26 protein-coding genes and 1 tRNA gene are annotated in these 24,603 nt (G+C 68.0%); 11 read left to right on the top strand and 16 right to left on the bottom strand.

Annotated elements, in window-relative coordinates:
* Nucleotides 1-41: 41 nt before the first annotated feature.
* Nucleotides 42-2,201: a phosphoribosylformylglycinamidine synthase subunit PurL gene (gene purL, locus PVW48_RS01735; RefSeq protein WP_274580270.1), complete on the bottom strand. Its 2,160-nt coding sequence runs from the start codon at nucleotides 2,199-2,201 to the stop codon at nucleotides 42-44.
* 367 nt (nucleotides 2,202-2,568) lie between these two features.
* Between purL and PVW48_RS01730 the strand changes: the two genes are divergently transcribed.
* Nucleotides 2,569-4,413: an ABC-F family ATP-binding cassette domain-containing protein gene (locus PVW48_RS01730; RefSeq protein WP_274579998.1), complete on the top strand. Its 1,845-nt coding sequence runs from the start codon at nucleotides 2,569-2,571 to the stop codon at nucleotides 4,411-4,413.
* A 185-nt stretch (nucleotides 4,414-4,598) separates the two neighbouring features.
* The gene (locus tag PVW48_RS01725; RefSeq protein WP_274579997.1) at nucleotides 4,599-5,444 is read left to right on the top strand and encodes a sulfotransferase family protein; all 846 of its coding nucleotides are present in this window, start codon (nucleotides 4,599-4,601) and stop codon (nucleotides 5,442-5,444) included.
* On the opposite strand, the gene PVW48_RS01720 is transcribed toward PVW48_RS01725, so the two are convergent.
* On the bottom strand, nucleotides 5,441-5,899 hold the full coding sequence (locus PVW48_RS01720) for an outer membrane protein assembly factor BamE (protein ID WP_274579996.1): 459 nt from the start codon (nucleotides 5,897-5,899) through the stop codon (nucleotides 5,441-5,443). The genes PVW48_RS01725 and PVW48_RS01720 overlap by 4 nt on opposite strands.
* Before the next feature lie 200 nt (nucleotides 5,900-6,099).
* Between PVW48_RS01720 and PVW48_RS01715 the strand changes: the two genes are divergently transcribed.
* The 8 genes from PVW48_RS01715 (at nucleotide 6,100) to PVW48_RS01680 (ending at nucleotide 11,763) form a co-directional block, all read left to right on the top strand.
* Nucleotides 6,100-6,663: a YceD family protein gene (locus PVW48_RS01715; RefSeq protein WP_274579995.1), complete on the top strand. Its 564-nt coding sequence runs from the start codon at nucleotides 6,100-6,102 to the stop codon at nucleotides 6,661-6,663.
* A 223-nt stretch (nucleotides 6,664-6,886) separates the two neighbouring features.
* The gene (gene rpmF, locus PVW48_RS01710) at nucleotides 6,887-7,093 is read left to right on the top strand and encodes a 50S ribosomal protein L32 (RefSeq protein WP_012178390.1); all 207 of its coding nucleotides are present in this window, start codon (nucleotides 6,887-6,889) and stop codon (nucleotides 7,091-7,093) included.
* Nucleotides 7,094-7,128: 35 nt separating this feature from the next.
* On the top strand, nucleotides 7,129-8,286 hold the full coding sequence (gene plsX / locus PVW48_RS01705; RefSeq protein WP_274580269.1) for a phosphate acyltransferase PlsX: 1,158 nt from the start codon (nucleotides 7,129-7,131) through the stop codon (nucleotides 8,284-8,286).
* Nucleotides 8,279-9,253: a beta-ketoacyl-ACP synthase III gene (locus tag PVW48_RS01700; RefSeq protein ID WP_274579993.1), complete on the top strand. Its 975-nt coding sequence runs from the start codon at nucleotides 8,279-8,281 to the stop codon at nucleotides 9,251-9,253. Before plsX ends, PVW48_RS01700 begins: the two co-directional genes overlap by 8 nt.
* A gap of 111 nt (nucleotides 9,254-9,364) precedes the next feature.
* Nucleotides 9,365-9,670: an integration host factor subunit alpha gene (gene ihfA, locus PVW48_RS01695; RefSeq protein ID WP_012178393.1), complete on the top strand. Its 306-nt coding sequence runs from the start codon at nucleotides 9,365-9,367 to the stop codon at nucleotides 9,668-9,670.
* A 39-nt stretch (nucleotides 9,671-9,709) separates the two neighbouring features.
* Nucleotides 9,710-10,447 carry a MerR family transcriptional regulator gene (locus PVW48_RS01690; protein WP_274579992.1) on the top strand — a complete coding sequence of 246 codons (738 nt, stop codon included), beginning with the start codon at nucleotides 9,710-9,712 and terminating at the stop codon, nucleotides 10,445-10,447.
* Nucleotides 10,448-10,532: 85 nt separating this feature from the next.
* Nucleotides 10,533-10,609: transfer RNA gene (locus PVW48_RS01685), tRNA-Pro, on the top strand.
* 59 nt (nucleotides 10,610-10,668) lie between these two features.
* Complete coding sequence (locus tag PVW48_RS01680; RefSeq protein ID WP_274579991.1) at nucleotides 10,669-11,763, top strand: 2'-deoxycytidine 5'-triphosphate deaminase; 1,095 nt, start codon at nucleotides 10,669-10,671, stop codon at nucleotides 11,761-11,763.
* A gap of 76 nt (nucleotides 11,764-11,839) precedes the next feature.
* Here the strand turns inward: PVW48_RS01680 and PVW48_RS01675 are convergent, their stop codons facing one another.
* The 7 genes from PVW48_RS01675 to PVW48_RS01645 form a co-directional block, all read right to left on the bottom strand.
* Nucleotides 11,840-12,049, bottom strand: coding sequence for a hypothetical protein (locus PVW48_RS01675; RefSeq protein WP_274579990.1), 210 nt, complete (start codon nucleotides 12,047-12,049; stop codon nucleotides 11,840-11,842).
* 57 nt (nucleotides 12,050-12,106) lie between these two features.
* Nucleotides 12,107-12,742, bottom strand: a complete 636-nt coding sequence (scpB, locus tag PVW48_RS01670) for an SMC-Scp complex subunit ScpB (RefSeq protein ID WP_274580268.1) — start codon at nucleotides 12,740-12,742, stop codon at nucleotides 12,107-12,109.
* A gap of 53 nt (nucleotides 12,743-12,795) precedes the next feature.
* Entirely contained in the window at nucleotides 12,796-13,590 is a 795-nt protein-coding gene (locus PVW48_RS01665) for a segregation and condensation protein A (protein ID WP_012178397.1), read from the bottom strand.
* Between the two features lie 22 nt (nucleotides 13,591-13,612).
* Complete coding sequence (locus tag PVW48_RS01660; RefSeq protein WP_274579989.1) at nucleotides 13,613-14,599, bottom strand: glycoside hydrolase family 3 N-terminal domain-containing protein; 987 nt, start codon at nucleotides 14,597-14,599, stop codon at nucleotides 13,613-13,615.
* 9 nt (nucleotides 14,600-14,608) lie between these two features.
* A complete protein-coding gene (locus PVW48_RS01655; protein ID WP_274579988.1) occupies nucleotides 14,609-15,553 on the bottom strand; it encodes an SPOR domain-containing protein in 945 nt (314 codons plus the stop codon).
* Between the two features lie 89 nt (nucleotides 15,554-15,642).
* Entirely contained in the window at nucleotides 15,643-17,388 is a 1,746-nt protein-coding gene (gene argS / locus PVW48_RS01650; RefSeq protein ID WP_274579987.1) for an arginine--tRNA ligase, read from the bottom strand.
* Nucleotides 17,389-17,450: 62 nt separating this feature from the next.
* Complete coding sequence (locus PVW48_RS01645) at nucleotides 17,451-18,614, bottom strand: deoxyguanosinetriphosphate triphosphohydrolase (RefSeq protein ID WP_274579986.1); 1,164 nt, start codon at nucleotides 18,612-18,614, stop codon at nucleotides 17,451-17,453.
* A gap of 85 nt (nucleotides 18,615-18,699) precedes the next feature.
* Between PVW48_RS01645 and PVW48_RS01640 the strand changes: the two genes are divergently transcribed.
* Nucleotides 18,700-19,026 (top strand): HesB/IscA family protein, encoded by a 327-nt coding sequence (locus PVW48_RS01640; RefSeq protein ID WP_044028578.1) that lies wholly within the window; start codon nucleotides 18,700-18,702, stop codon nucleotides 19,024-19,026.
* A gap of 62 nt (nucleotides 19,027-19,088) precedes the next feature.
* On the opposite strand, the gene PVW48_RS01635 is transcribed toward PVW48_RS01640, so the two are convergent.
* The 7 genes from PVW48_RS01635 to PVW48_RS01605 form a co-directional block, all read right to left on the bottom strand.
* Nucleotides 19,089-19,700: a DUF4167 domain-containing protein gene (locus PVW48_RS01635; RefSeq protein WP_274579985.1), complete on the bottom strand. Its 612-nt coding sequence runs from the start codon at nucleotides 19,698-19,700 to the stop codon at nucleotides 19,089-19,091.
* 254 nt (nucleotides 19,701-19,954) lie between these two features.
* Nucleotides 19,955-20,779: a peptide chain release factor N(5)-glutamine methyltransferase gene (gene prmC / locus PVW48_RS01630; RefSeq protein WP_274579984.1), complete on the bottom strand. Its 825-nt coding sequence runs from the start codon at nucleotides 20,777-20,779 to the stop codon at nucleotides 19,955-19,957.
* The gene (prfA, locus tag PVW48_RS01625) at nucleotides 20,776-21,831 is read right to left on the bottom strand and encodes a peptide chain release factor 1 (RefSeq protein WP_012178405.1); all 1,056 of its coding nucleotides are present in this window, start codon (nucleotides 21,829-21,831) and stop codon (nucleotides 20,776-20,778) included. Before prfA ends, prmC begins: the two co-directional genes overlap by 4 nt.
* A 251-nt stretch (nucleotides 21,832-22,082) precedes the next feature.
* Nucleotides 22,083-22,547 (bottom strand): DUF1499 domain-containing protein, encoded by a 465-nt coding sequence (locus PVW48_RS01620; RefSeq protein WP_274579983.1) that lies wholly within the window; start codon nucleotides 22,545-22,547, stop codon nucleotides 22,083-22,085.
* Between the two features lie 51 nt (nucleotides 22,548-22,598).
* Nucleotides 22,599-23,573 (bottom strand): agmatinase, encoded by a 975-nt coding sequence (gene speB, locus PVW48_RS01615; protein ID WP_274579982.1) that lies wholly within the window; start codon nucleotides 23,571-23,573, stop codon nucleotides 22,599-22,601.
* 3 nt (nucleotides 23,574-23,576) lie between these two features.
* Nucleotides 23,577-23,981, bottom strand: coding sequence for a cell division protein ZapA (locus tag PVW48_RS01610; RefSeq protein ID WP_274579981.1), 405 nt, complete (start codon nucleotides 23,979-23,981; stop codon nucleotides 23,577-23,579).
* Between the two features lies 1 nt (nucleotide 23,982).
* The gene (locus PVW48_RS01605; RefSeq protein ID WP_274579980.1) at nucleotides 23,983-24,411 is read right to left on the bottom strand and encodes a hypothetical protein; all 429 of its coding nucleotides are present in this window, start codon (nucleotides 24,409-24,411) and stop codon (nucleotides 23,983-23,985) included.
* Between the last annotated feature and the right edge of the window lie 192 nt (nucleotides 24,412-24,603).

Genomic DNA, 24,603 nt, shown 5'->3' with positions numbered 1-24,603 from the left:
AGCCGCTCAAGGGCGCGACATGGGTGCCCCGGCGCAGGATCTCAGCCCAGTTGCGCGGCAAAGGCACCACGATAGAGCGTGCTCAACTCCGCAAGTGGCGCGCTGCTGGCGCCGAGGCTCACCTGCTCGCCGCCGAACCGGCCGACGCTGGCCACGGGCACGCCCGCCCGCCCCGCCGCGACCATGATCGCCTCGGCCGCATCGAACCCGCAGGCCACGATGTAACGCCCCTGGTCCTCCCCGAACAGCTGCGCCATGTCCGCCTCGTCCAGGCTGACGCCGAGCCCGGCCGCCTCCGCCATCTCGAACGCCGCGAGCGCCAGCCCGCCATCCGACAGGTCCGTACAGGCCCCGATCCACTCCCGCACCTCGAGAATCAGCTCGCCCGCCGCACGCTCGGCGTCCAGGTCCACGAACGGCGCATCGCCCTCCTCGCGGTTGAACACCTCGGCCAGCAGCGCCGATTGGCCCAGATGCCCCTCGCCCGCCCCGATCAGCAGCAAAATATCCCCCGTCTGGGGCTGGCCAGTGATGGCCTCGTCCACATGGTCGATCAGCCCCACCGCCCCGATGGTGGGCGTCGGCAGGATGCCCTGACCGTCGGTCTCGTTATACAGGCTGACATTGCCCGACACGATCGGCATGTCGAGCGCCGCGCAGGCCTCCCCGATCCCCTGCAACGCGCCGACGAACTGGCCCATGATCTCGGGTTTTTCGGGGTTGCCGAAATTCAGGTTGTCGGTGGTCGCAAGCGGACGCGCCCCCACCGCGATCAAGTTGCGATAGGCCTCCGCCACCGCCTGCCGCCCGCCCTGCACCGGGTTCGCCCGCACGTAGCGCGGGGTCACATCGCTGGTGAAGGCCAACGCCTTGTCGGTCCCGTGCACCCGCACGATCCCCGCGCCAAGACCGGGCGTGCGCAGCGTGTCGGCCATGACCTGTGTGTCGTACTGCTCCCAGACCCAGTGCTTGCGCGCATAGTTGGGGCTGGCCAGCAGCGCCTTGAGCCCGTCGATCGGGTCCACCGCGGGCACCGGGTCGAGCGGCGCGGCCTCGGGCGTCGGCACCCAGGGCCGGTCGTATTCCGGCGCGCTCGATGCAAGTTTCGACAGGGGCAGGTCCGCCTTGGTCTCGCCGTGATGCACGATCAGGAACCGGTCCTCGGCAATCGTCTCGCCCACGATGGCGAAATCAAGGTCCCACTTGTCGAACACCGCCTTGGCCTCGGCCTCCAACGCCGGGTTCAGCACCATGAGCATGCGCTCCTGGCTCTCCGACAGCATCATCTCGTAGGCGGTCATGGCGGTCTCGCGTACCGGCACCTTCTCAAGGTCCAGCCGTATGCCAAGCCCGCCCTTGTCGCCCATCTCCACCGCCGAACAGGTCAGCCCCGCCGCCCCCATGTCCTGGATCGAGATCACCGCCCCCGTGGCCATCAGCTCCAGGCAAGCCTCCATCAGCCGCTTTTCCGTGAACGGGTCGCCCACCTGCACCGTGGGGCGCTTCTCCTCGATGGTGTCGTCGAACTCCGCACTGGCCATGGTGGCCCCACCCACCCCGTCCCGGCCCGTCTTGGCGCCAAGATAGACCACCGGCATCCCCACGCCGGAGGCCGCCGAGTAGAAGATCTTGTCCGCATCCGCGAGCCCCGCGGCAAAGGCATTGACCAGGCAGTTGCCGTTATAGGCCGGGTGAAACCGCACCTCGCCACCCACCGTGGGGACGCCGAAACAGTTGCCATACCCGCCGATCCCCTCGACCACGCCCGCGACCAGCGAGCGGGTCTTGGGGTGCGACACCTCGCCGAAACTCAGGGCGTTCATCGCCGCGATGGGCCGCGCGCCCATGGTGAACACATCGCGCAGGATGCCGCCCACGCCCGTGGCCGCCCCCTGATAGGGCTCGATGTAGGAGGGGTGATTGTGGCTCTCCATCTTGAAGACCACCGCCTGGCCGTCGCCAATATCGACCACACCCGCGTTCTCGCCCGGTCCACAAATGACCTGCGGCCCCTCGGTCGGCAGCTTGCGCAGATGGATCTTGGAGGATTTATAGGAACAATGCTCGTTCCACATGGCCGAGAAAATGCCCAGCTCGGTGAAGCTCGGCTCGCGCCCGATGATCTCCAGGATACGCGCGTATTCTTCGGGCTTCAGCCCATGGGCGGCGATCAGGTCGGGCGTGATGGCAGGCTCGGTGATGGATGCGGGCATGGATGCGGGGTCCTCTGGCGTCTGTTGGCGCGTATCTACGCCAAGCCCCGGACGGGGAAAAGATGCGAAACGGCGACACCCGGCGTCCAAGCGGTTTCGAAACCGCTTGGAATGCGCCCGGATGGCCACCCAAGGGGCACAAAGCGCAGCGTTCGGCCCGCCGCGACATCCCCACCGCGCGCCCGGGTCGCGCCGGGTCCAAGCGGTTTCGAAACCGCTTGGTTGCGCGCCGCCCCGCATGTTGCGCCAGCGGCGATGTTGAGCCGTGAGTATTTTTGCACAGATGAAGCCTGCAGCCCGCGTCTGCCCTCGGTCGCCATTGACCCCGCGCCGTTGTCCCCATACCTGCTTGCCCATGGCACGCCCCCCTCTCCTTCAGCTTTCCGATATCCGCCTCGGCTATGGCGGCGACCCGGTGTTCGCCGGGCTCGACCTGGTGATTCAGCCCGGCGACCGCGTGGCGCTCGTGGGCCGCAACGGCTCGGGCAAATCCACCCTAATGAAGGTCATGGCCGGCCTGGTGGAGCCCGACACAGGCCAGGTCATCGCCGCCCCCGGCACCTCCATCGGCTATATGGAGCAGGACCCGGACCTGTCGGGCTTCCCCACCCTGGGCGATTTCGCCCGCGCCGCGCTGGATCCGTCTGAAAGCTGGCGCATCGACATGGCCGCCGAGGGGCTGAAGCTCGACCTCGATATCGCCACCGACGCCGCCTCCGGGGGCGAACGCCGCCGCGCCGCCCTCGCGCGCCTGCTGGCCGAGGCCCCGGACCTGATGCTGCTCGACGAGCCGACCAACCATCTCGACATCGAGGCCATTTCCTGGCTCGAAGACCACCTCACCAGCACCCGGGCGGCCTTCGTGCTGATCTCCCATGACCGGGCGTTCCTGAGCGCGCTGACCCGCGCCACCCTCTGGATCGACCGCGGCATGGTGCGCCGGCAGGAGCGTGGCTTTAGCGATTTCGAGGCCTGGCGCGACAAGACCTGGGAGGAAGAGGACCTCGCCCGCCACAAGCTCGACCGCAAGATCAAGGCCGAGGCCCGTTGGGCGGTCGAGGGCATCTCCGCCCGGCGCAAGCGCAACCAGGGCCGGGTCCGTGCGCTCGGCGAGCTGCGCCAGCAGCGCGCCGACATGATCCGCCGCCAGGGGACCGCCGACATGGCGCTGGAGGCGGGCAGATCCTCCGGCAAGCGCGTGATCGAGGCGCGCGGCATCACCAAGTCCTTCGGCGACCGCACCATCCTACGCCCCTTCGATCTGCGCGTGCTGCGCGGCGACCGGATCGCCTTTGTCGGACCCAACGGCGCGGGCAAGACCACGCTGCTGAAGATGCTCACGGGGGAAATCGCGCCGGACGACGGCACCGTCACCCTGGGCACCAATCTCGAGATCGCCGTCTTCGACCAGCGCCGCGAGGGGCTCGACCCCGACGCCTCGCTCTGGGAGAACCTGACCGGCGACCCGGAAATGCGCGTGTCGGGCCAGGCCGACCAGGTCATGGTCCGCGGCACGCCGCGCCACGTGGTGGGCTATCTCAAGGATTTCCTGTTCACCGATGACCAGGCCCGCTCCCCCGTCCGGGCGCTGTCGGGCGGCGAGCGTGCGCGGCTCTTGCTGGCGCGGATCATGGCGCGGGAAAGCAACCTGCTGGTGCTGGACGAGCCGACCAACGATCTCGACATCGAAACCCTCGACCTGCTGCAGGAAATCCTGTCGGACTACCCCGGCACGGTGCTTCTGGTGAGCCACGACCGGGATTTTCTCGACCGGGTCGCCACCACCACCATCGCGATGGAAGGCGATGGGCGCGCCACGGCTTATGCGGGCGGCTGGTCCGACTACCGCAGCCAGCGCGCAGCGGGGGGTGGCACATCGGCACCTCCGCCCAAATCCGCTGGAAAACCCGGCCCCAAGAGCCCAACCTCAAATTCTGATTCAATCAGAAAATCAAATGCTTCCGGCCTGTCCTTCACCCAACGCCACAGGCTCGACGCCCTGCCCGGCGAGATCGACCGCCTGACCGCCGAGATCGCCAAGCTCGAAGAGTTCCTCGCCACACCGGACCTTTACACGCGCGAGCCTGCGAAGTTCAAAAAGGCCACCGAGGCGTTGGTCGACCGCCAGGCCACCCTGGCCGCGGCCGAGGAAGAATGGCTCGACCTGGAATCTCGTGCCGAGGCCGAGACCACCCGTTAACCTATTCAGGAATTTGAATGTTTCGCATGCGAAACAAATCTCTGGAAGCCCTTGATCCTCCACAGTTACGCGAAAAAATTTGTCGGCGCGAAACACCCCCTCGGACAACGCGCCGTTAACCCCTGCCCCCCTTGCCGCCGCCCGGCAGCTTGCTAGGCTCGCGCCACGCAGTATCCGGAGCCCCCATGATCGGCCGCAAGCCTGACCTCGTCTGCATCGGCGCGCAGAAAGCCGCCACAAGCTGGCTCTACCGGGTGTGTCAGGCGCGCGAGGACATCTGGGTGCCGCCCTTCAAGGAGCTGCATTTCTTCGATCACAAGTTCTGCCCCGAAAACCGCAAATGGGCCCGCACGAACCTCGTCCAGGGGGTCGAGAAAGCCGCGCGCAGGCACTTGAAAAACAAGGCGAAACCGGATGCGGAGTATCTCGCCTATCTCGACCGGCTGGTGCAGCAGCCCGCCTTCAACGGCACCTGGTACAAGCATGTCTTCTCCCGCGCGCCCGCGCGCCAGATCTGCCTCGACGTGACCCCGGAATACTGCACGCTTCCGGAGGACGGGGTCGATTTCGTCGCGAAATTCCTGCGCGAGGCGCGCTTCATCTACATCATCCGCGATCCCGTCGACCGGGCGGCGTCGCAGCTGCGCATGAACCTGACCCGCCGCAAGATCAAACCCAAGACGGAAAAGGCCTGGATGCGCCACGCCACGGACCCGGTGATCGCCCATCGCGGCGACTATGCCACCTATGTGCCACGCTGGGATGCGCGGTTCGACGATCTGCGCCTGCTCTATCTGCCCTTCGGCCAGATCGCGGCGGAGCCCCAGGCGGTCATGCGCCGGATCGAGGCGTTTGCCGGGCTCGACCGGGCCGACCCCTGGGGGCTCGACCGCAAGTTCCACACCACCGACGCACTCGATGTGCCCGAGGCGGTGATCGCCCATTTCGAAACCGCCTTCGCCCCGCAGCGCGCCTTTCTGCGCGACCGGTTCGGCGCGGGCTTCATGGACGCGCTCTCGGCGGCCGCCTAGTTGAGGAAGTTTCCGGCGTCGAAGTTGCCGATATTGCCCAGCAGCTGACGAATCAGGGACACGCCCTCGATGTTGCTGTCGGTGACCCGGCGGTTGAGCGAGATCACCTCGCCATCGGCCAGGGAGAACCGCTCGATATTCTGCACGGTGCCGCCCTCGTCGAAGGAAATTGCAACCACCTGCCGGTCGATCGGCTGCGGCGCGCGATAGGCGAAATATTCCCACCGTGTGCCCACGAAATACCACGCGCGATCGGCGATCACCCCTTGTGAGACAGGACGCCCGACTTGGTCTTCGACCGAACTGCGATCGTCGATCCCCACGGTGATCTCGGCCAGATCCGCTTCGCTCGGCACGTATCCGGAATTGCGATAGGTCGCCGCACAGCCCCCCAGCGCCAGCAACGCAACACCGACCAAGAGACCGCGAAACAGCAAAGCGGCAGTGTTGATCATCGCAGGCACGTCCCCATGTGCAAACCGTCTGCAAACCTTGTACAGACATCCTGAGCAGCACCAGTGCGATACCGAACTCTCCGGGCCGGATCAAGCGCTGCGCCTTGTCTGCCCCCACGCCGCGTCCCCGGACCGGCAAGGGGCAGCCGAACCGCGCAGCCCCGATCCCGCCCGCGTCCGACCCGAAAGGAGCCCCCGAGATGCCCCAGCCCCCCAGCAACGGCCCCTCCGCGTCATCCGTTCTGCGCTTTGCCGATCTGTCCACCCGCAAACCCACCAGGTTCGAGATCGTGCCCGAGCCCGCCACCCTGTCCGCGCTCGCCGCGGACCTGGAGCTGAGCGATCTGCGCAAGCTGCGCCTGGCGGGCGCGCTGCATCCCGAGGGCAAGGCCGACTGGCGGCTGGAGGCGACCCTGGGCGCCACGGTGGTCCAGCCCTGCAGCGTTACGCTGACCCCCGTCACCACCCGGATCGAAGAGCCCGTTCTGCGCCGGTATCTCGCCGACTGGACCGACCCGGACGGCAGCGAGGTCGAGATGCCCGAGGACGAAACCGCAGGCCCCGTGCCCGCCACGCTGGATCTCGCCGCCCTGCTGGCCGAAGAGCTGGCGCTGGCGATCCCGCTCTATCCCCGGGCCGAAGGCGTGGCGCTGGGGGCCGCGGTCTTCACCGAACCGGGCAAACCCGCGATGACCGATGACGACGCCAAGCCCTTCGCCGCCCTGCAACAGTTGCGCGCGGGGCGCAAACCCGACGGCGGCTGACCGATCTTCCCCGATTGCGCAGCCGTTTGAACAAAGAGGCTTGTAAGGCCCTTGGTGCACAGGTAAACGCGGCGCAGAAAACACTTGCGCCCCATCGGAATCACAGTATGTTCCCGGCCTCGCTCTCACCCCGCGCGGCGGGGATTTTGCGCGCAAGAGATGACGCGGCGGTTTCGCCGAGAAACAACACCCGGGGCACTGCCCCCAGAACCGAGGTTGAGACATGGCAGTCCCTCAGAACAAGATCACGAAATCCCGCCGCGGACAGCGCCGCTCCCACGATGCTCTGGTCGCCGGCAACCCCAACGAATGCCCCAACTGTGGCGAGCTCAAGCGCCCGCATCACGTCTGCGCGGCCTGTGGCCATTACGCGGATCGTGAAGTGATCGCCCAGGCCGACGAGATCGATCTCGACGAAGACGCGGCCTGAGCGGCCACGGTTGTCAAAAACCGGGGTAGATGCGCATGGCCGCAGGGACATCGATCGGCACGACGCCCGGCGGGTCCACTTCCCCGGAAACTCCGCCTGAGCATGGGCTGACGGGGACAGTGATCTCCGTCGACGCCATGGGGGGCGACACGGGCCCGGCGGCGGTGGTCGGCGGGCTGGCCATTGCGGCCGAGAAAAACCCCGACATTGCCTTTCTGCTTCACGGTGACGCCACCGAGTTGACCGCGCTTGTTGCGAAACGGCGTGCGCTCGACGGCCGCGTGGCGATCCGCGGCACGTCCGACGTAGTGACCATGCACGACAAGCCGAGCCAGGTCATGCGCGGCGGCAAGGACACCTCCATGTGGTCAGCCATCGACGCCGTGCGCAACGGCGAGGCGACGGTCTGTGTCTCCTGCGGCAACACCGGCGCGCTCATGGCGCTGTCGATGGTGCGCCTGCGCAAGGTGCCCGGCATCAACCGCCCCGCCATCGCCTGCCTCTGGCCGTCGCGCGCCAAGTCCGGGTTCAACGTGATGCTGGACGTGGGCGCCGACATCAAGGCCGACGCGCAGGACCTGCTGCAATACGCGCTGATGGGCGCGTCCTATGCCCGCAACGGGCTGGGCAATCCCACCCCGCGCATCGGTCTGCTCAATGTCGGCACCGAAGAGCACAAGGGCCGGGCCGAGCTGAAGGCCGCCCATGACCTGATCGCCCAGGCCGCGCCGGACAATGATTTCGAGTTCGTGGGCTTCGTCGAAGGCGGCGACATCCCGTCGGACAAGGTGGACGTGATCGTCACCGACGGGTTCACCGGCAACGTGGCGCTCAAGACCGCCGAGGGCACCGCGGCCCTGATCCGCGATTTCCTGACCCAGGCCTTCGAGAAGACGCCCTGGTCCAAGATCGCGGCGATGCTCGCCTATACCTCCCTGCGGCGCCTGTCGAAACGGATCGACCCGCGCCGGGTCAATGGCGGCGTGTTCCTGGGGCTCAACGGCACGGTGGTCAAATCCCACGGCTCGGCGGATGCCACCGGGGTCGCCGCCGCCATCAAGCTGGCCTTCATCCTGGCGCAATCGGGCTTCACCGAGCGCCTCGCCGCGCGGGTGGCCTCCGCCGGGCGCGCCCGCGAGAGCGGCGCCGCCACACCAGAAGAAGAAGCAGTATCGGGTTCCGCGAATGGGTAAACGTGCAGTCGTCACCGGTGTGGGGCATTACCTTCCGAGCCGCGTGGTCCCGAATTCCGAACTCGAAACCCTGGTCGACACGACCGATGAATGGATCCGTACCCGCTCGGGCATCGAGCGGCGCCATTTCGCAGCGGACGGGGAACAGACCTCGGACCTTGCCACCGCCGCCGCGCAAGCGGCACTCGACCATGCCGGGCTGACCGCACAGGATGTGGACGCGGTGATCGTGGCGACCTCCACGCCCGATCTGACCTTCCCGGCCGTGGCCACCATGGTGCAGGCCCGGCTCGGCATGACCCGGGGGTTTGCCTATGACGTGCAGGCGGTCTGCGCCGGGTTCGTGTTCGCCATGGCCAATGCCAACGCGATGATCCTGTCGGGCCAGGCCGACCGGATCCTGGTGATCGGGGCCGAGACCTTCAGCCGAATCATGGACTGGACCGACCGGTCGACCTGCGTGCTCTTCGGCGACGGCGCGGGTGCCGTGGTGCTGGAGGCGCGCGACGGCACCGGTGGGACGGCCGACCGCGGGATCCTGTCGGCGGACCTGAATTCCGACGGGCGGCACCGCGATATCCTTTACGTGGATGGGGGCGTGTCCAGCTCGCAAACCGCGGGCTACCTGCGGATGGAGGGCAAGGAGGTCTTCCGCCACGCCATCGAGAAGCTCGCCGCCACCGCCGAGACCGCGCTCTCCAAGGCCGGTCTGACAGAGGCGGATGTCGACTGGGTCGTGCCCCACCAGGCCAACCTGCGCATCATCACCGCCACCGCGCGCAAGATGGGCATCGGCATGGACCGGGTCGTCGTCACCGTGGCCGATCACGGCAACACCTCGGCCGCGTCGATCCCCATGGCGCTGTCGGTCGGGGTGGCGCGCGGGCAGATCAAGCCCGGCGATCTGGTCGTCACCGAGGCCATCGGGGGCGGATTGTCCTGGGGATCGGTGGTATTACGCTGGTAAATGCGTGGAATCGGCGGATTTGGCCGATCTGAACGCCAATCGGCAAGCCCTTGATATTGACTCGAAAACCGTCCGGCGCATACTGGCCCCGGTTGCAACGAGGGGGGCAAGATGGCCGAGAAGACACTGACGCGCATGGACCTGAGCGATGCGGTATTCCGCGAGGTCGGCCTGTCCCGGAACGAATCCGCCCAACTGGTCGAGAGCATCCTGACCCATATGTCCGACGCACTTGTGCGCGGCGAAAGCGTCAAGATCTCGTCCTTCGGGACCTTCAGCGTGCGCGACAAGTCCGCCCGGATCGGGCGCAACCCCAAGACGGGCGAGGAAGTGCCGATCCATCCGCGCCGCGTGCTGACCTTCCGGCCCTCGCATCTGATGAAAGAACGGGTCGCCAATGGAAACCGCAACCGATAGGCCGCGGCGGCGTCTGCGCTGCACGGACCCGAAACCCTGATGGCCAAATCAGCGGAAGCCTTCCGGACCATCAGCGAGGTGGCCGACTGGTTGGAGGTGCCCACCCACGTGCTGCGCTTCTGGGAGAGCAAGTTTCCCCAGGTCAAGCCGGTCAAGCGCGCGGGCGGAAGGCGGTATTACCGGCCCGCGGACATGTCCCTGCTGGCCGGGATCCGGGTGCTGCTTCACGATGACGGGATCACCATCCGAGGGGTTCAGAAAATCCTGCGCGAACAAGGGGTCAAGCATGTGGCCGGCCTCTGCGACCGGCGCCTCGATGGCGCGGAGGAGACCGTGCAACCGGTGGAGGAGGACGCGCAAGCGGCCGAGGACACCGCCGAGGCCAAGGTGGTCGACCTGGTGGCGAGCACGGCCGAGATGCCCGCAGACGACGACGCCGCAGAGCCCCCCGCCGAAGCCGCACCGGAGGCGGCGCCCACCGAGGATCCCCTGCCGCTCTTCACGGCCCGCCATGGGGCGCCCGATCCGGATGCGGCCGAGGCTGCGCCCTCGGAAGCACCCGCCGTGCCAGACCCGGCGCCCACGGCTGCGCCCGGTGCAGCCGTCCCTGCCCTGCCCGGCCCCAGCCCGCAGCGCTCCGACGCTTTGGGGGCCTTCGCGCGCAGGCTGGCTGCCCATCCCGGCGCGCTGTCGCAGGTCGATCCGGACACCGCGCGCGTCCTGGCCGACCGGCTGGCGGCGCTCCGCGCGCGCATCGACGGGTCCGACCCGGCTTGAAGGGTGCGCGGCGAAACACGCGGCGCCGCGGGGGGCGAAATTCGGCTTGCCCCCGGCGTGGAAAGCGTTATGAACGCCGCAGTGTCGGGCTATGGCGCAGCCTGGTAGCGCGTCCGTCTGGGGGACGGAAGGTCGCAGGTTCGAGTCCTGCTAGCCCGACCACTTTTCCGACACTTGGCTCACTAGCGGCGCGGCCGCACCCTCTGAGGGAGGTCTGAACCATGTCCGCCCCTGCCTTGCCCACCCCCGGCGTGCTGCCCTGCCAGAGCCTTGAGGCGATGATCTCGGGGGGCGTGATCGCGGCCGATCCGGCCATCGCGCCGGGACAGGTGCAACCGGCGAGCCTCGATCTGCGTTTGGGAGCCGTGGCTTACCGGGTGCGCGCCTCGTTCCTCGCGGGCGACGGGGCGACCGTGGCCGACCGGCTCGCGGATTTCGAGATGCACCGGATCGACCTGAGCGGGGGCGCGGTTCTGGAAAAGGGCTGCGTCTACGTTGTGCCGTTGATGGAGTCACTCGCCCTGCCCCCGGGCGTGCAGGCGGTGGCCAATGCCAAGAGCTCCACCGGACGGCTCGATCTGCTGACGCGCACGATCACCGATGGCGGGACCGAATTCGACCGGATCCCGGCGGGCTACCACGGCCCACTTTATGCGGAGATCTGCCCGCGGTCGTTTTCGGTGCTGGTCCGGCCGGGCATGCGGCTCAACCAGATCCGGTTTCGCAGCGGTCAGGCCCTGCTCGACGATGCGGCGCTGCGGGCGCGCCATGCCGCGACCCCGCTGGTCTCGGGCCCGGCCCATGTCGACCAGGGGTTGGGGTTTTCGGTGGATCTGCGCCCCGCGACCGGGAGCCTCGTGGGCTACCGCGCCAAGCCGCATACGGGCGTGATCGACCTGGAGAAGATCGGGCATTACCCGCCCGGGGAGTACTGGGAAGAAATTCATACGGATCAAGGGCGTATCATCCTCGACCCCGGCGCGTTCTATATCCTGGTGAGCCGGGAGGCGGTGCATATCCCGCCCGATTGCGCCGCCGAAATGGCGCCGTACCTGGCCATGGTGGGCGAGTTCCGGGTGCATTACGCGGGCTTTTTCGATCCCGGTTTCGGCCATGCCGCCGCCGGGGGGACCGGGTCGCGCGGGGTGCTGGAGGTGCGGTGCCACGAAGCGCCCTTTGTGCTGGAGCACGGGCAGATCGTGGGGCGGCTGGTCTATGAGCGCATGGCCGAGGTGCCGACGCAGCTTTACGGTGCGGGGATCGCGTCGAACTACCAGGGCCAGGGGCTGAAACTGTCCAAGCATTTCGCGGCATAAGCCGTCACTGCGGCAGATCCGGGGCGAAGGGGGCGTGGGCAGCGGCGCGGGTGTTGCGCAGCGCGCGCTCTGTTAACTAGAACTTCGTGAATCGTCGGGCGATGTTGAGGCCCTGCTGCGCCTTGCGCTGAGTCTCCCGCGCGGCGCGTTGCTGTGCAGGGGACGCGGGCTGTCCCGGGGTCTTGCCGCGCGCGGCCATGCGTTTTACGCCAGCGTTGACGCCCTTGGTCATCGCCTTGCGCGCGAAGATGCGGAGCGCCATGTTGATAAGCTGGTTGACGTTCATGCCGTCCCTCCCGATTGCGACCACTCACATATAGGGTCGCAGGCCGTGAATATCAGGTTACTCCTCGAACATCTCGCTTTGATCTTCGTCCTCCCCGTCCTCCTCAAGGTTTTCGGCCCCCGGCAGCGGGCGGCTTTCGAGCAAGCCCGCCGCGCGCAGGTCCGACAGCCCCGGCAAGTCACGGGCCGATTCGAGCCCGAACTGGTCGAGGAAGGTTTGCGTGGCCACGAAGGTCGTCGGGCGGCCCGGCGTCATCCGCCTGCGCCCGAAGCGCACCCATTCCAGCTCGATCAACTGATCCAGCGTGCCGCGCGAGACCGAGACGCCGCGGATCTCTTCGATCTCGGCGCGGGTGACGGGCTGGTGATAGGCGATGATGGCGAGGGTTTCGATGGCCGCGCGGCTGAGCTTGCGGGTCTCGGTCACCTCGTTCTGCATCAAAAACCCGAGGTCGGGCGCGGTGCGCATGGCCCAGGCGTCGCCGACGCGGACCACATGGACCCCGCGCCCCTCGTAGCGTTTGCGCAGGCGGGTCAGGGCCTCTGCCGCGTCGCAGCCATGGGGCATACGGGCCTGCAGGGCGCGGACGGTCACCGGTTCGGCGGTGGCAAAGAGGATCGCCTCGACCATGCGTTCCTGGTCACCCATGGGCGGGGCCTCGAACAGGCTGTCGGCGGGGCCGTCGGGGGGCATCGGCGCGGCGCTGTCGGCGGTCTCGTCAGGCGTTTGCTCGGGGGTATCGGACATCACGGCTCGGATTTGCGTTTGAGTTGAATGGGGGCGAAGGTCTCGCCCTGGCGCAGTTCGATCTTGCCCGCCTTGGCAAGCTCCAGCGAGGCGGCGAAGGTGGCGGCGGTGGCGGAGCGGCGGCGCTTGGGGTCGTTGATCCAGCCTTCGGGCAGGTAGGCCGCAAGGTCGGTCCAGTCGCCCGCAAAACGGACCATGGTTTTCATCCGGTCGAGCGCCTGTTCCATGGTCAGCACGCTGTCACGGTCGAAGACGAAGGGGCGGAAATCGTCCTTGGTGCGGATCCGGGCATAGGCCTGCATCAGGTCGATGAGGGTCGCGGAATAGGTCACGCGCCGGGCCCGGGTCACCTGTTCGGGGGTGCCGCGGGCGAAGAAATCTTTGCCAAGCTGGTCGCGGGCCATGAGTTTGGCCGCCGCTTCGCGCATCGCCTCGAGCCGCTCGAGCTGGAACGCGAGATGGGCGGCGAGGTCTTCGCCCGACGGTCCCTCGTCCGCCGGGTCGGGCGGCAGCAGGAGGCGGGATTTTAGGAAGGCGAGCCAGGCGGCCATCACCAGGTAGTCGGCGGCCAGTTCGATCCGCAGCGCTTTCGCCTTCTCGATGAAGGCGAGATATTGTTCGGACAGGGCCAGCACCGAGACCTTGCGCAGATCAACCTTCTGGGTGCGCGAGAGTTGCAGCAGCAGGTCGAGCGGCCCCTCGAACCCGTCCACGTCCACGATCAGCGCCTCGGCGGCGAGACGCTCCTCGACGCTGGCGGGGGACAGGTTCAGGTCGGGTTGGCTGTCGGTCATCTGGGTCCTTGGCGCGCCCGCGTCAGGCGGAGGGCAAGGCGTTACGTTCGGCGTCGAGCGCGGGGATGTCAACGGGCTGGGGCGTTTGCCGCTGGGCCAGGGCGCGCGCGGCGCGGGTTTGCGCGGCCTCGGTCATGGGCGGCAGGGCGGCGGCGAGCGCCTGCATCTCGGCCAGATCGCCGTTGCAGTGCAGGACCAGGTCGCAACCGGCGGCGAGCGCGGCCTGCCCCCGCTCAGGGACCGTGCCCGAGAGCGCCTCCATCGAGATGTCGTCGGTCATCAGCAGCCCGTCGAAGCCAATCTCGGTGCGGATCAGGTCGATCATGCGCGGGGAGACCGTGGCGGGCAGGTCGGGGTCAAAAGCCTCGTAGACGAGGTGCGCGGTCATGCCCATCGCCATATCGCACAGGGCGACGAAAGGGGCGAAGTCGGTGGCGCGCAGGGTGGCGGCGTCGGCGGCCACACGCGGCAGGGCCTTGTGGCTGTCCACGGTGCCGCGCCCGTAGCCCGGCAGGTGTTTCAGGATCGGCAGGACGCCGCCCGCGCGCAGGCCGTCGGCCATGGCGCGGGCATTGGCCACCACGGTGGCCGCGTCGGTGCCGTAGCAGCGGTTGCGCAGGATCGGGTGGGTTTCGGGCAGCGCGATGTCCGCGAGCGGCGCGCAGTTCACGTCGATGCCGACCTCGGCCAGATCCAGCGCGATGGCGCGGCCCCGGACCCAGAAGGCGCGTGCAGACGCGGCCTGGTCGAGCGCGGGAGGGAAGCCGCGCCACTCCGGCGGGGCCATGCGGGCGACGCGGCCGCCTTCCTGGTCGATCAGGATCGGCGCGTGCCAGCCGAGAGCGGCGCGCAGGTCGGCGGTCAGGCGCGCGAGTTGCGCGCGGCTTTCAACGTTGCGACCAAAGAGGATGAAGCCCCAGGGGTTCGCGGCGGCGAAGAAGGCAGCCTCCTCGGGGGTCAGAACCGGCCCGCCGCAGCCGAGGATCGCCGCGCGGCGCGGTTCAGCCACGGGGGTGCGTCATTTGTAGACCACCGGGATGCAGGCGAGATCCTCGGCCAGAAAGACCGAGCAGAAGCGGCGCGCATCGGCGAGATCCTCGAACCCCATGGCGCGCAGGCGGTAGAAGCTGCGCCCGGCGCGCTCGGCCTGCTGGATCACCGGGTTCTTGCCTTCGAGATAGGGCGAGAACGTCTCGGCAATGCGCACCCATTCGGCTTCGGCGGTGTCCGCGTCGTCATAGGCGCCGAACTGCACCATGCGCGTGCCGGTGGCGATGCTCTCGGGGTCGGCGAAGGCCGCGACGCGCATCACGGCCGGCATGGCGGCGGTGGGCGCCGAAAGATCGAAACTCGCCCGGCTGGCGAAGGCCACGGCCTCGGGGCGCGCGGCGGGGCGCGGGGAGCGGGCGATGCCCGGCTTGGTGTTGGGCACGGTGCCGTTCTGGGCGGCCTCCTCCTCGGCCACCAGGTCGGAGATCAGCGCCTCGACCGCCAGCACAGTGGCCTGTTCGCGGTTAGGCTCTTCGGGCAGTGGGATGCCGGTTTCCTCGGGAGCGGTCGCATCGCGCGGTCCGTCCTGCACAAGCGGGACCGGTTGCGCTGGGGTTGCGGTGCTGAGGTCGATGGGGGGCGGGGCGAGCACGATCTTGTCCACCGGGGCCGCGGCCACGCCCTGGGCCTTGACCACGTTGACGGCGAGACCCTGGTGATCGGCCTGGCGGCCGCCGGGATCGTCGGGCTGCACCCGCATCGGCCCTTCGAGCGCCTGGATCACCGGGATGCCGGTCACGTCGCGCATGGCCAGGTTGTAGCCCCAGAGCCCCAGCCCGGCCACCAGTGCCAGGGACGCCACGCCACCGGCCCAGGTCACAAAGGGGGTGACGGCCCGCCCGAGGGGGCCGGGGTTATCGACGGACTCCTCTCCGCCATACGCCGGGTAGGCGTCGTAATCGTACACGGTCATGGTCCTGCCTCTCACGCCCTCCGCAGCGAAGGAGGGATCTGACTGCTCAGTCCCGGAGGCGGTGCGCGTTTTTTCGATCTCGGTTCAGATCAGCGCATCTCTTCCACCGGAGACACGCCAAGGATACCAAGACCGGTCGAAATAACAACGGCGCAGGCGCGCACGAGGGCGATTTTCGCCTGTGTTGCAGCTGAGTCACCCTCTTGCAGGAAACGCAACGACGGATCGTCATTACCCTTGTTCCACAGCGCATGGAGATCGGCGGCGATGTCGTAGAGTGCGAAGGAGATTCGGTGCGGCTCGTTGGTGCGGGCGGCGATCTCTACCAGGCGCGGCCATTCGGCCAGCGCGCGGGCGAGTTTCAGCTCCGCCGGGTCGGTCATGCCCGACAGGTCGGCTTGGGCCAGGGTGGCGTCATCCACGGGGATCCCGGCCTCGGTGGCCTTGCGCAGCACCGAGCAGACCCGGGCATGGGCGTATTGGACGTAGAACACGGGGTTTTCGCGGGACTGCTCCAACACCTTGTCGAAGTCGAAATCGAGCGGCGCGTCGTTCTTGCGGGTCAGCATCACGAAGCGCGTGACGTCCGGGCCGACCTGCTCGACCACGTCCGAGAGCGTCACGAAGGTGCCCGCGCGCTTGGACATCTTGAACGGCTCGCCATTCTTGAAGAGCCGCACAAGCTGGGTCAGCTTGATGTCGAGCGGGGTCTTGCCGTCCGACAGCGCCGAGACCGCCGCCTTCATCCGTTTGACATAGCCACCGTGGTCGGCGCCGAACACGTCGATCAGCGCGTCATAGCCGCGGTTCACCTTGTCGTAGTGATAGGCGATGTCGGGAGCGAAATAGGTCCAGCTGCCGTCGGATTTCTTGATCGGGCGGTCCACATCGTCGCCGTGGGCGGTGGAGCGGAACAGGGTCTGTTCGCGCGGTTCCCAATCCTCCGGCACCTTGCCCTTGGGCGGCTCCAGCGTCCCGCGATAGATCAGGCCCTTGGCGTCCAGATCGGCGATGGCGGCTTCGATCCGGCCGGTGCCGTAAAGGCTCTTTTCCGAGAAGAACCGGTCCATCTTGACGCCGAGGCTGGCGAGATCGGCACGGATCAGGTCCATCATGGCGTCGGTGGCGAAATCGCGCACCTCTGCGAGCCAGAACTGCTCTCCCTTGTCCACGAAGGCGTCGCCGACCTTGTCCTTGAGCGCCTCGCCCACGGCGATCAGGTAGTCGCCGGGATAGGTGCCGTCCTCGAAGGCGACCTGCTGGCCGTGGGCCTCCAGGTAGCGCAGGTAGACCGAGCGCGCGAGCACATCGACCTGTGCGCCGCCATCGTTGATGTAGTATTCGCGGGTCACGTCGTAGCCCGCGAAATCCAGCAGGCTGGCCAAAGCATCGCCGAAGACCGCGCCGCGCGTATGGCCCACATGCAAGGGCCCGGTGGGGTTGGCGGAGACGTATTCCACGTTGACCCGCCGCCCCTGCCCCATGCTCGACCGGCCAAAGCCGGTGCCGGTGGTCAGCACCGCACGCACCACGTCCTGCCACAGCGTGGGCACCAGGCGCAGGTTCAGAAAGCCGGGGCCCGCCACCTCGGCGCTGGCGACCCGGGGGTCAGCGGCGAGCTTGCCGGCGAGTGCCTCGGCGATGTCACGCGGCTTCATCTTCGCGGGTTTGGCGAGCACCATTGCGGCATTGGTCGCCATGTCGCCATGGGCGGCATCGCGCGGTGGCTCGACGGTCACATTGGCGAAGTCGAGCCCCTCGGGCAGCGTGCCCTCGGCTTGCATCTCGGTCAGGGCGGCCAGAACGCCCGCGCGGATATCGGTAAACAGGTTCATCGTCGGTCCCGGGTCAGGTGTCGCGTCCCTGTAGCAACTCGCCCGCGCGGGTCCAACCGAAATCAGGCGCGCGCGCTGCGGGCGCGGTCCCCCGCCGTGAGCCGGTCATGGGCCTGGAGCGCGTAGCGGTCGGTCATGCCCGCGATGTAGTCGGCCACGATACGGGCCAGTTCGGTGCGGGTACGGGTGGCGAGGATGTCGGGCTGCCAGCGCGCGGGCAGCAGGCTGGGGTCGGCCATGTAGCGCGGGAAGAGGTCGTTGATGACCGTGGTAACCTCGGCGCGCTTCTCCATCACGCTGGGGGCGCGGTACATGCGGGTGAAGAGAAACTCGCGGATCTGCCGCAGGCTGGCGAACATCCCGTCGGAGAACCGGATCACCGGTCGGCCCAGGTCGCGCACGGCCTGGGCGTCGGCCGGGGCGGCCTCGGCCAGCAGCGCGCGGGAGGTGTCGATGACGTCCGCCACCATCATGCCGAACACCCGGCGCAGGGCTTCGTGTTTGCGCCGCGCGGGGTCGAGATCGGGCCAGGCGGCGTCGACCTCGGCATAGGCCTCGGCCACCAGCGGCAGGTCGGCGATATCGGCCTGGTTGAAGAGCCCGGCGCGCAGCCCGTCCTGCAGGTCGTGGTTGTTATAGGCGATGTCGTCGGCCAGAGCGGCCACCTGCGCCTCGGCGCTGGCATGGGTGTGCAGTTCGAGATCGTGGCGGGCGTTGTAGCTGGCCAGCGCATGGGGCAACTCGCCCGTGACCGGGCCGTTATGCTTGGCGATGCCTTCCAGCGTTTCCCAAGTCAGGTTGAGCCCGTCGAAAGCCGCGTAATGACGTTCGAGCGAGGTGACGATCTTCAGCGCCTGGGCGTTGTGATCGAACCCGCCATAGGGGGCCATCAGCGCGTTGAGCGCATCCTCGCCCGTATGCCCGAACGGCGTGTGGCCCAGATCATGGGCCAGCGCCACCGCCTCGGTCAGGTCCGGGTTCAGCCCCAGCGCGCCGCAGATCGTGCGCGCCACCTGGGCCACCTCGATCGAATGGGTAAGGCGGGTGCGGAAATAATCGCCCTCGTGTTCCACGAAGACCTGGGTCTTGTGTTTCAGCCGCCGGAACGCACTGGCATGGATGATCCGGTCGCGGTCGCGCTGAAAGCACGAGCGAAAATCGCTCTCGGGTTCGGCCACAAGCCTGCCGCGCGAGCCTGCGGGTCCGCACGCAAAGGGCGCTGTCATATGATCTGCCTGTTCTTGTTCTGCGTTTTGAGGCATCTTATATACATCATAACGTTCAAAGAACAGTCGGAGCCCCCGGATGGACCTGACCCTGCCCCCCACCGTGACCGAGCGCGCCTTCGCGCGTCTCGCCGAAATCAACGCCGAGAGCGACGCGGCCAAGGCCCTGCGCGTGGCCGTGGAGGGTGGCGGCTGCTCGGGGTTCCAGTACGAGATCAAGCTGGACGATCCGGCGGAGGACGACCTGGTGCTGGAAGGCAAGGGTCAGAAGGTGGTGGTGGACGCGGTGTCCCTGCCGTTCCTGGAGAACGCGGTGATCGACTTCACCGAGGAGTTGATCGGCGCGCGGTTCACCATAGAGAACCCCAATGCCAGCTCCAGCTGCGGATGCGGGACGAGCTTTTCCATGTAAATCCGCGACCTTAAACGACAAAGGCCCGGCGCATGTCCGGGCCTTTGTCGTTTTCGCGGGGTTTATTCCGCCGCCGGTGTCTCGGACGAGGCCTCGGCCGTTTCGGCGGGCGCTTCGTCGGTCTTCTTGCGGCGCGAGCGGGTGCGCGGCTTGCGGGCGGGTTTGCTTTCGGGGGTCTCGACGAGCCCCGTATCGGTGTCGCCGTCGCCCAGGTCGATCACATCGGACGCGCCGGTCTCGGGCGGTTTGGCTTCGGCCGTCTCGGGCTGGGGCGCGTCGCCGGGATCGGAGCGGGACTGGCCCTGCGACGGCTGGTCGCCGCCTTGCCCGCTCTGGCCGTTCTGCCCGCGATCACCGCGTTCGTTGCGGTCGCCGCGCGATTTCTGCTGGTTCTGGGCTTGCTGCGCCTGCTGTTCCTGGCGGGCCTCCTGCTCGCGCATGGCCTCGCTCAGCATGCGGGTGTAATGCTCGGCGTGCTGCTGGAAATTCTCCACCGCGACGCGGTCATTGGCCAATTGCGCATCCCGCGCCAGGGTCAGGTATTTGTCGATGATCTGCTGCGGCGTGCCGCGCACCTTGCCCTCTGGCCCGGAACTGTCGAATACACGGTTGACGATATTGCCGACACTGCGCCGGTTATTCTTGTTCCGCGAGCGGGATTTCGATGATCTCATATCTGGTTATTTCCGCCTTTGTGGCAGTCATGGACATCGCCCGGAGCCATATCCGCTTTAGCCGCATCCTGCCGCCGAGCCGTTGCCCGTGCGCTGGATACCGGAGATGATTGGGTTGTACGAGCGGCCCTCGAACGGTGAGGTCGCGCTACCCGTGGCCTCAGTAAGCATGGGACGGGCGCCGGGGCAAGCAAAAAACAGACAAAATGTCCCGCAGGATCGCGTCCGATCTCCGTTTCGGGCCGAAACCTGCGTCAGATCAAGTTCGCCGTGACCACCCTGTCCTTGCAGTTGAGATCCCGTTGCACCGTGATCTGCCGCCAGCCCGAAGCGGCCAGAAGTGCGGGCACGGAGCGGCCCTGGTCATGGCCGATCTCCAGACAGAGCGTGCCGCCCGGCGCCAGAACGCGGGGCGCGTCGCGCGCGATCACCCGGTAGGCGTCGAGCCCGTCCGCGCCCGCCTCCAGCGCGCCGCGCGGCTCCCAGTCGCGCAGCTCGGGGGCGAGCGTGGCGTAGGTGGCGGCGTCGATATAGGGCGGGTTGGAGACGATCAGGTCGAATTGCTCGTCGACCTCGGCCAGCCAGTCAGAGCGCCGAAAACGCGCCCGCCCCGCCAGCCCGAGCCGGTCGGCATTGCGCCGCGCCACGTCCAGCGCGGGGGCCGAGATGTCGATACCCAGCCCGGTCGCCTCGGGGCGTTCTGCCAGCAAGGACAGCAGGATACAGCCTGATCCTGATCCAATATCGAGCACCGTGTCGAAAGGATGCGCAAGCGCCACCTCCACCAGGGTCTCGGTGTCCGGGCGCGGGTCAAGCACATCCGGCGTGACCTCGAAGTCATGCTTGAAAAACGCGCGGCGGCCGATGATCTGCGACACCGGCTGGCGCGCGGCGCGGGCCTTCACCGCGTCCTCCAGGGTATAAAGGGTCCAGTCATTGGGCCGGTCGCGGGTCTGCGGCGCCGGATCGCCCTGCCCCTGAGCATAGGCCCAATCGAAAAGCCGCCGCAGATCGCCCGCCGGGTCCGCCACGCCCGCTTCGGCCAGGGCCTGCAGCCACGCCGCATGCCGGTCGCTCACCCCTCGACCTCCGCCAGCAGCCGGGCCTGGTCGTCGGCGGCCAGAGCTGCGATCACCTCGTCGAGATCCCCCTGCATCACCTGGTCGAGCTTGTAGAGCGTCAAATTGATCCGGTGGTCTGTCATGCGGCCTTGCGGGAAGTTGTAGGTGCGGATGCGCTCGGACCGATCGCCGGAGCCCACCTGCCCCTTGCGCGCGGCCGAGCGTTCGGCATCGGCGCGCTGACGTTCCAGGTCATAGAGCCGCGCGCGCAGCACCTGCATGGCGATGTCGCGGTTGCGATGCTGGGATTTCTCGGAGCTGGTGACCACCAGACCCGTGGGGATATGGGTGATCCGCACAGCCGAATCGGTGGTGTTCACATGCTGGCCGCCTGCCCCGCTGGCGCGCATGGTGTCGATGCGGATATCGGAGGCGGGGATGTCGATATCCACCGCCTCGGCCTCGGGGAGTACCGCCACCGTGGCGGCGGAGGTGTGGATGCGCCCGCCGGATTCGGTGACCGGCACGCGCTGCACCCGGTGCACCCCGCTTTCGTATTTCAGCTTGGCGAAGACGCCGCTGCCGGAGACATGGGCGATCACTTCCTTTATGCCGCCAAGCTCGGTCAGGCTTTCGGACACGATCTGAAACCGCCAGCCCTGCGCCTCGGCATAGCGCTGGTACATGCGCAGCAGGTCGCCGGCAAACAGCGCCGCCTCCTCCCCGCCGGTGCCGGGACGGATCTCGATCATCGCGGGGCGGGCGTCGGCGGCGTCCTTGGGCAGAAGGGCCAGGCGCAGGGCCTGCTCCATCTCCGGGATACGGGCCTTGAGCGCGGGGATCTCTTCTTCGGCCAGGGCGCGCATTTCCGGATCGTCCAGCATCGCCTCGGCCTCGGCCAGGTCGGCGCGCGCCCGGCTATAGGCGGCGATCTCGGCCACCACGGGCTTAAGCTCGGCATATTCGCGCCCGAGGGCCGCGATATCCTCGCCCGCGGCACCCGCCGCCATGCGCGCTTCGATATACTCGAAGCGTTCCGTGATCTGGGCGAGTTTTTCCGTGGGCACCATGAGTTCGGGTTGTGCCGCCGGGACCGGGTGGGGTCAAGGGCAGGCAGACCGGGTCGGGGGCGCTGCCCCCGGACCCCCGCAGTATTTGAGCAAAGATGAAGATCGGGGGACTTGATCTCTCAAGTCTTCAAGTATCCCGGGGAGAGCGCGAGAGGGGCTGGCCCCTCTCGCCCCCGGCGACGTGCGAAGCACGGCGCAAAACCTCGTGTCCCGGCGCGCGGCACGCGCGGCGGGGCCTTTTGGCAGTTGGATCAGCGGGCGGTCTGAAGCTGGTCGAGCCAACCGGACAAACGCTCGGTGTTCACGCCCATGTCGGAGCTGCCGAAGCGCAGACGCCCGTAAGCCACCACTTGCGCACCGTCGCCCATGGGGATCGTCGTGACGCTGGTATAGTCGGGAAAGCCGAAGAGCAGGGAGCGGGTCATGTAGGTCACGCGCCCCTCCTCCGGGCTGCCGGCGAGCACGCGGGTGCGCGGGGTCGCGTCCGCAAGGACATGGAGCCGCGCCAGCAGCGCCTGAGGTGTTTCGTCGAAGACCGGGCTTTGCAGGTTGCCGTCCGAGCGCACCAGCGCCGCCCCGCTCCCGGCGCTCAGGCTCGGGTCGGTCGGGTCCACGTGCCATTCGGCCGGGTCACTGGGGGCGAGGCGAAAGACCGCCATGAGTGCGACGAAGGCGAACATCGCCACGATGATGAGAATACCGATCCAGTTGCCCATGGGCTCCCCTTTGGTGCGACTTGCGTGATGTCTGAGATATAGGGCGCGCGATCAGGCTTGCCCGCCCTTGCGGCGTGTCCAGGCCCAGAGGCACAGGATTTCCGTCATCACATGGGCGCCAGCCACCGCCGTCGCCCCGGACGGATCATAGGGCGGAGAGACCTCGACCACGTCGCCGCCCACCAGGGTGATGCCCGCCAAGTCGCGCAGCAGGATCGCCGCCTGCCCCGCGCTCAAGCCGCCCCAGACCGGCGTGCCCGTGCCCGGGGCGGTGCCCGGATCCAGGCAGTCGATGTCGAAGGTCAGGTAGGTCTTTTGATCGCTCAGGATGCCCCGGACCTTGGCCGCCACGGCCGCGGCGCCCGCTTCGTGCACCTCGCGGGCGTCGATCACGTGGAAGCCGAGATCGGTATCGTTGGTGGTGCGGATCCCCACCTGCACCGAGCGCGCAGGATCGATCAGCCCGTCCTTCACCGCCTTGTAGAACATGGTTCCATGATCCAGCCGGTCGCGATCCTCGTCAGGCCAGGTGTCGGAATGGGCATCGAACTGCAGAAGCGACAAGGGCCCGTGGACCTCGGCCAGCGCGCGCAGGATCGGATAGCTGATATAATGGTCCCCGCCCATGGTCAGCGGCGCGGCGCCAGCCGCCAGAATGGTGCGGATATGGGCCTCGAGCGCCGCTGGGAACCCCGCCGCGCGACCGTAATCGAAGGCCAGATCGCCGTAATCCACCACGGTGAACTCCGACAGCGGGTCGAACCCCCAGCCATAGGGCGGATCGAAGGGTTGCAGCGACGACGCCTCGCGGATCGCGCGGGGGCCCAGCCGACAGCCGGGCCGATTGGTCACCGACAGATCGAAGGGCACGCCGGAGACCGCGACATCCACGCCGCTCAGCTCCTTGGTGTAGCGGCGGCGCAGGAAGCTCAGCGCGCCGCCATAGGCCGCCTCATAGCTCAGACCGCGCGGGTCGGGACGGGTGAAGGCGCCATCGACCTCGCCGCCCGCATCTTCGAGCGCCATGGCTCAGGCAGCCCCCGCACGGGCCTTGGCCTCGACCGCGTCGGCCACGGATTCCGCGCGTGCGGCCAGCTCGGCCATGCCCTCGGCCACGCTGGGCGGGATCATCGGCACCTCGATCCGTTCGGGCGCAGGCGCGGGCGCGTTACGCAGCGCCTCGAGTTCCTGCCCGAGTTCGGCCAGCTTCGCCTCGGCCTCGCGCAGCTTGTCCTCCACCGCGGCGGTCTTGTCAGCCAGCATCAACCCGGCCATGAGCAGCATCCGCGCCTCGGGCATGCGGCCGGCCTGCTCGGCCAGCACCCGGGCCTCGGCATCGAGCATCGCGGCCGCGGCTTCGAGATATTTCTCTTCGCCCGCCTGGCAGGCGACGGTGAAATCGCGGGCTCCGATGGTGATCGTCAACTCGGGCATCTCAGGCCTCCTTCGCCAGCGGCGCCAACTCGCTCAGAATGGCGTCTATGTCGCGCAGATCGGCGGCCCGCACCTTCTGCAGCGCTTCGAGATCGGCAACCAGGGCGGCGTTGATCACGTCCGGGTCGGTCGCACCCTCGGCCGCGGCGAGGCGCAGATCGGCGTTCACAGTCTGCAGCTTCTGCATGGTATCGAGCATCTCGGCCCGCTCCTGCTCCGCCTTGGCCAGCCCGTCGCGCAGGGCGGACACTTCCGCCTCCAGTGCGCCTTTCTCGACCAGTTCCGCCTCCAGCGCGCTGACGCGGGAGGCCAGGGTCTCGGCCTGGGCGGCGGTCTCGGCCATCTCGGCGCCCGGCAAGGTATCGAGCCCGGCGCGGATGCGTTCCAGGGCCGCGGCGATGCGCTGCTCCAGTTGAGGGATTTCGCTCATGTCGTCTCCTTGTCTGCCTGCTCTGTCCTGCCGGCCCGGGTCTTTTGGTTGCCCGGTTGGGAGCCCGCACGCCGACGGGGCGCGATTCGGGCCGACCTTGCCGGGCAGGTTAACAAGCGGGCCAGCCGAATGCGCCCCCATTTTCGCACCCCGCCCCGGGGCGCGGGCGGCCCAAACCCGCGCCAGAGGTTG

It is taken from the genome of Dinoroseobacter sp. PD6, assembly GCF_028807315.1.
GTDB lineage: Bacteria > Pseudomonadota > Alphaproteobacteria > Rhodobacterales > Rhodobacteraceae > Dinoroseobacter > Dinoroseobacter shibae.
This window is presented reverse-complemented; position numbering and strand designations above follow the sequence as displayed.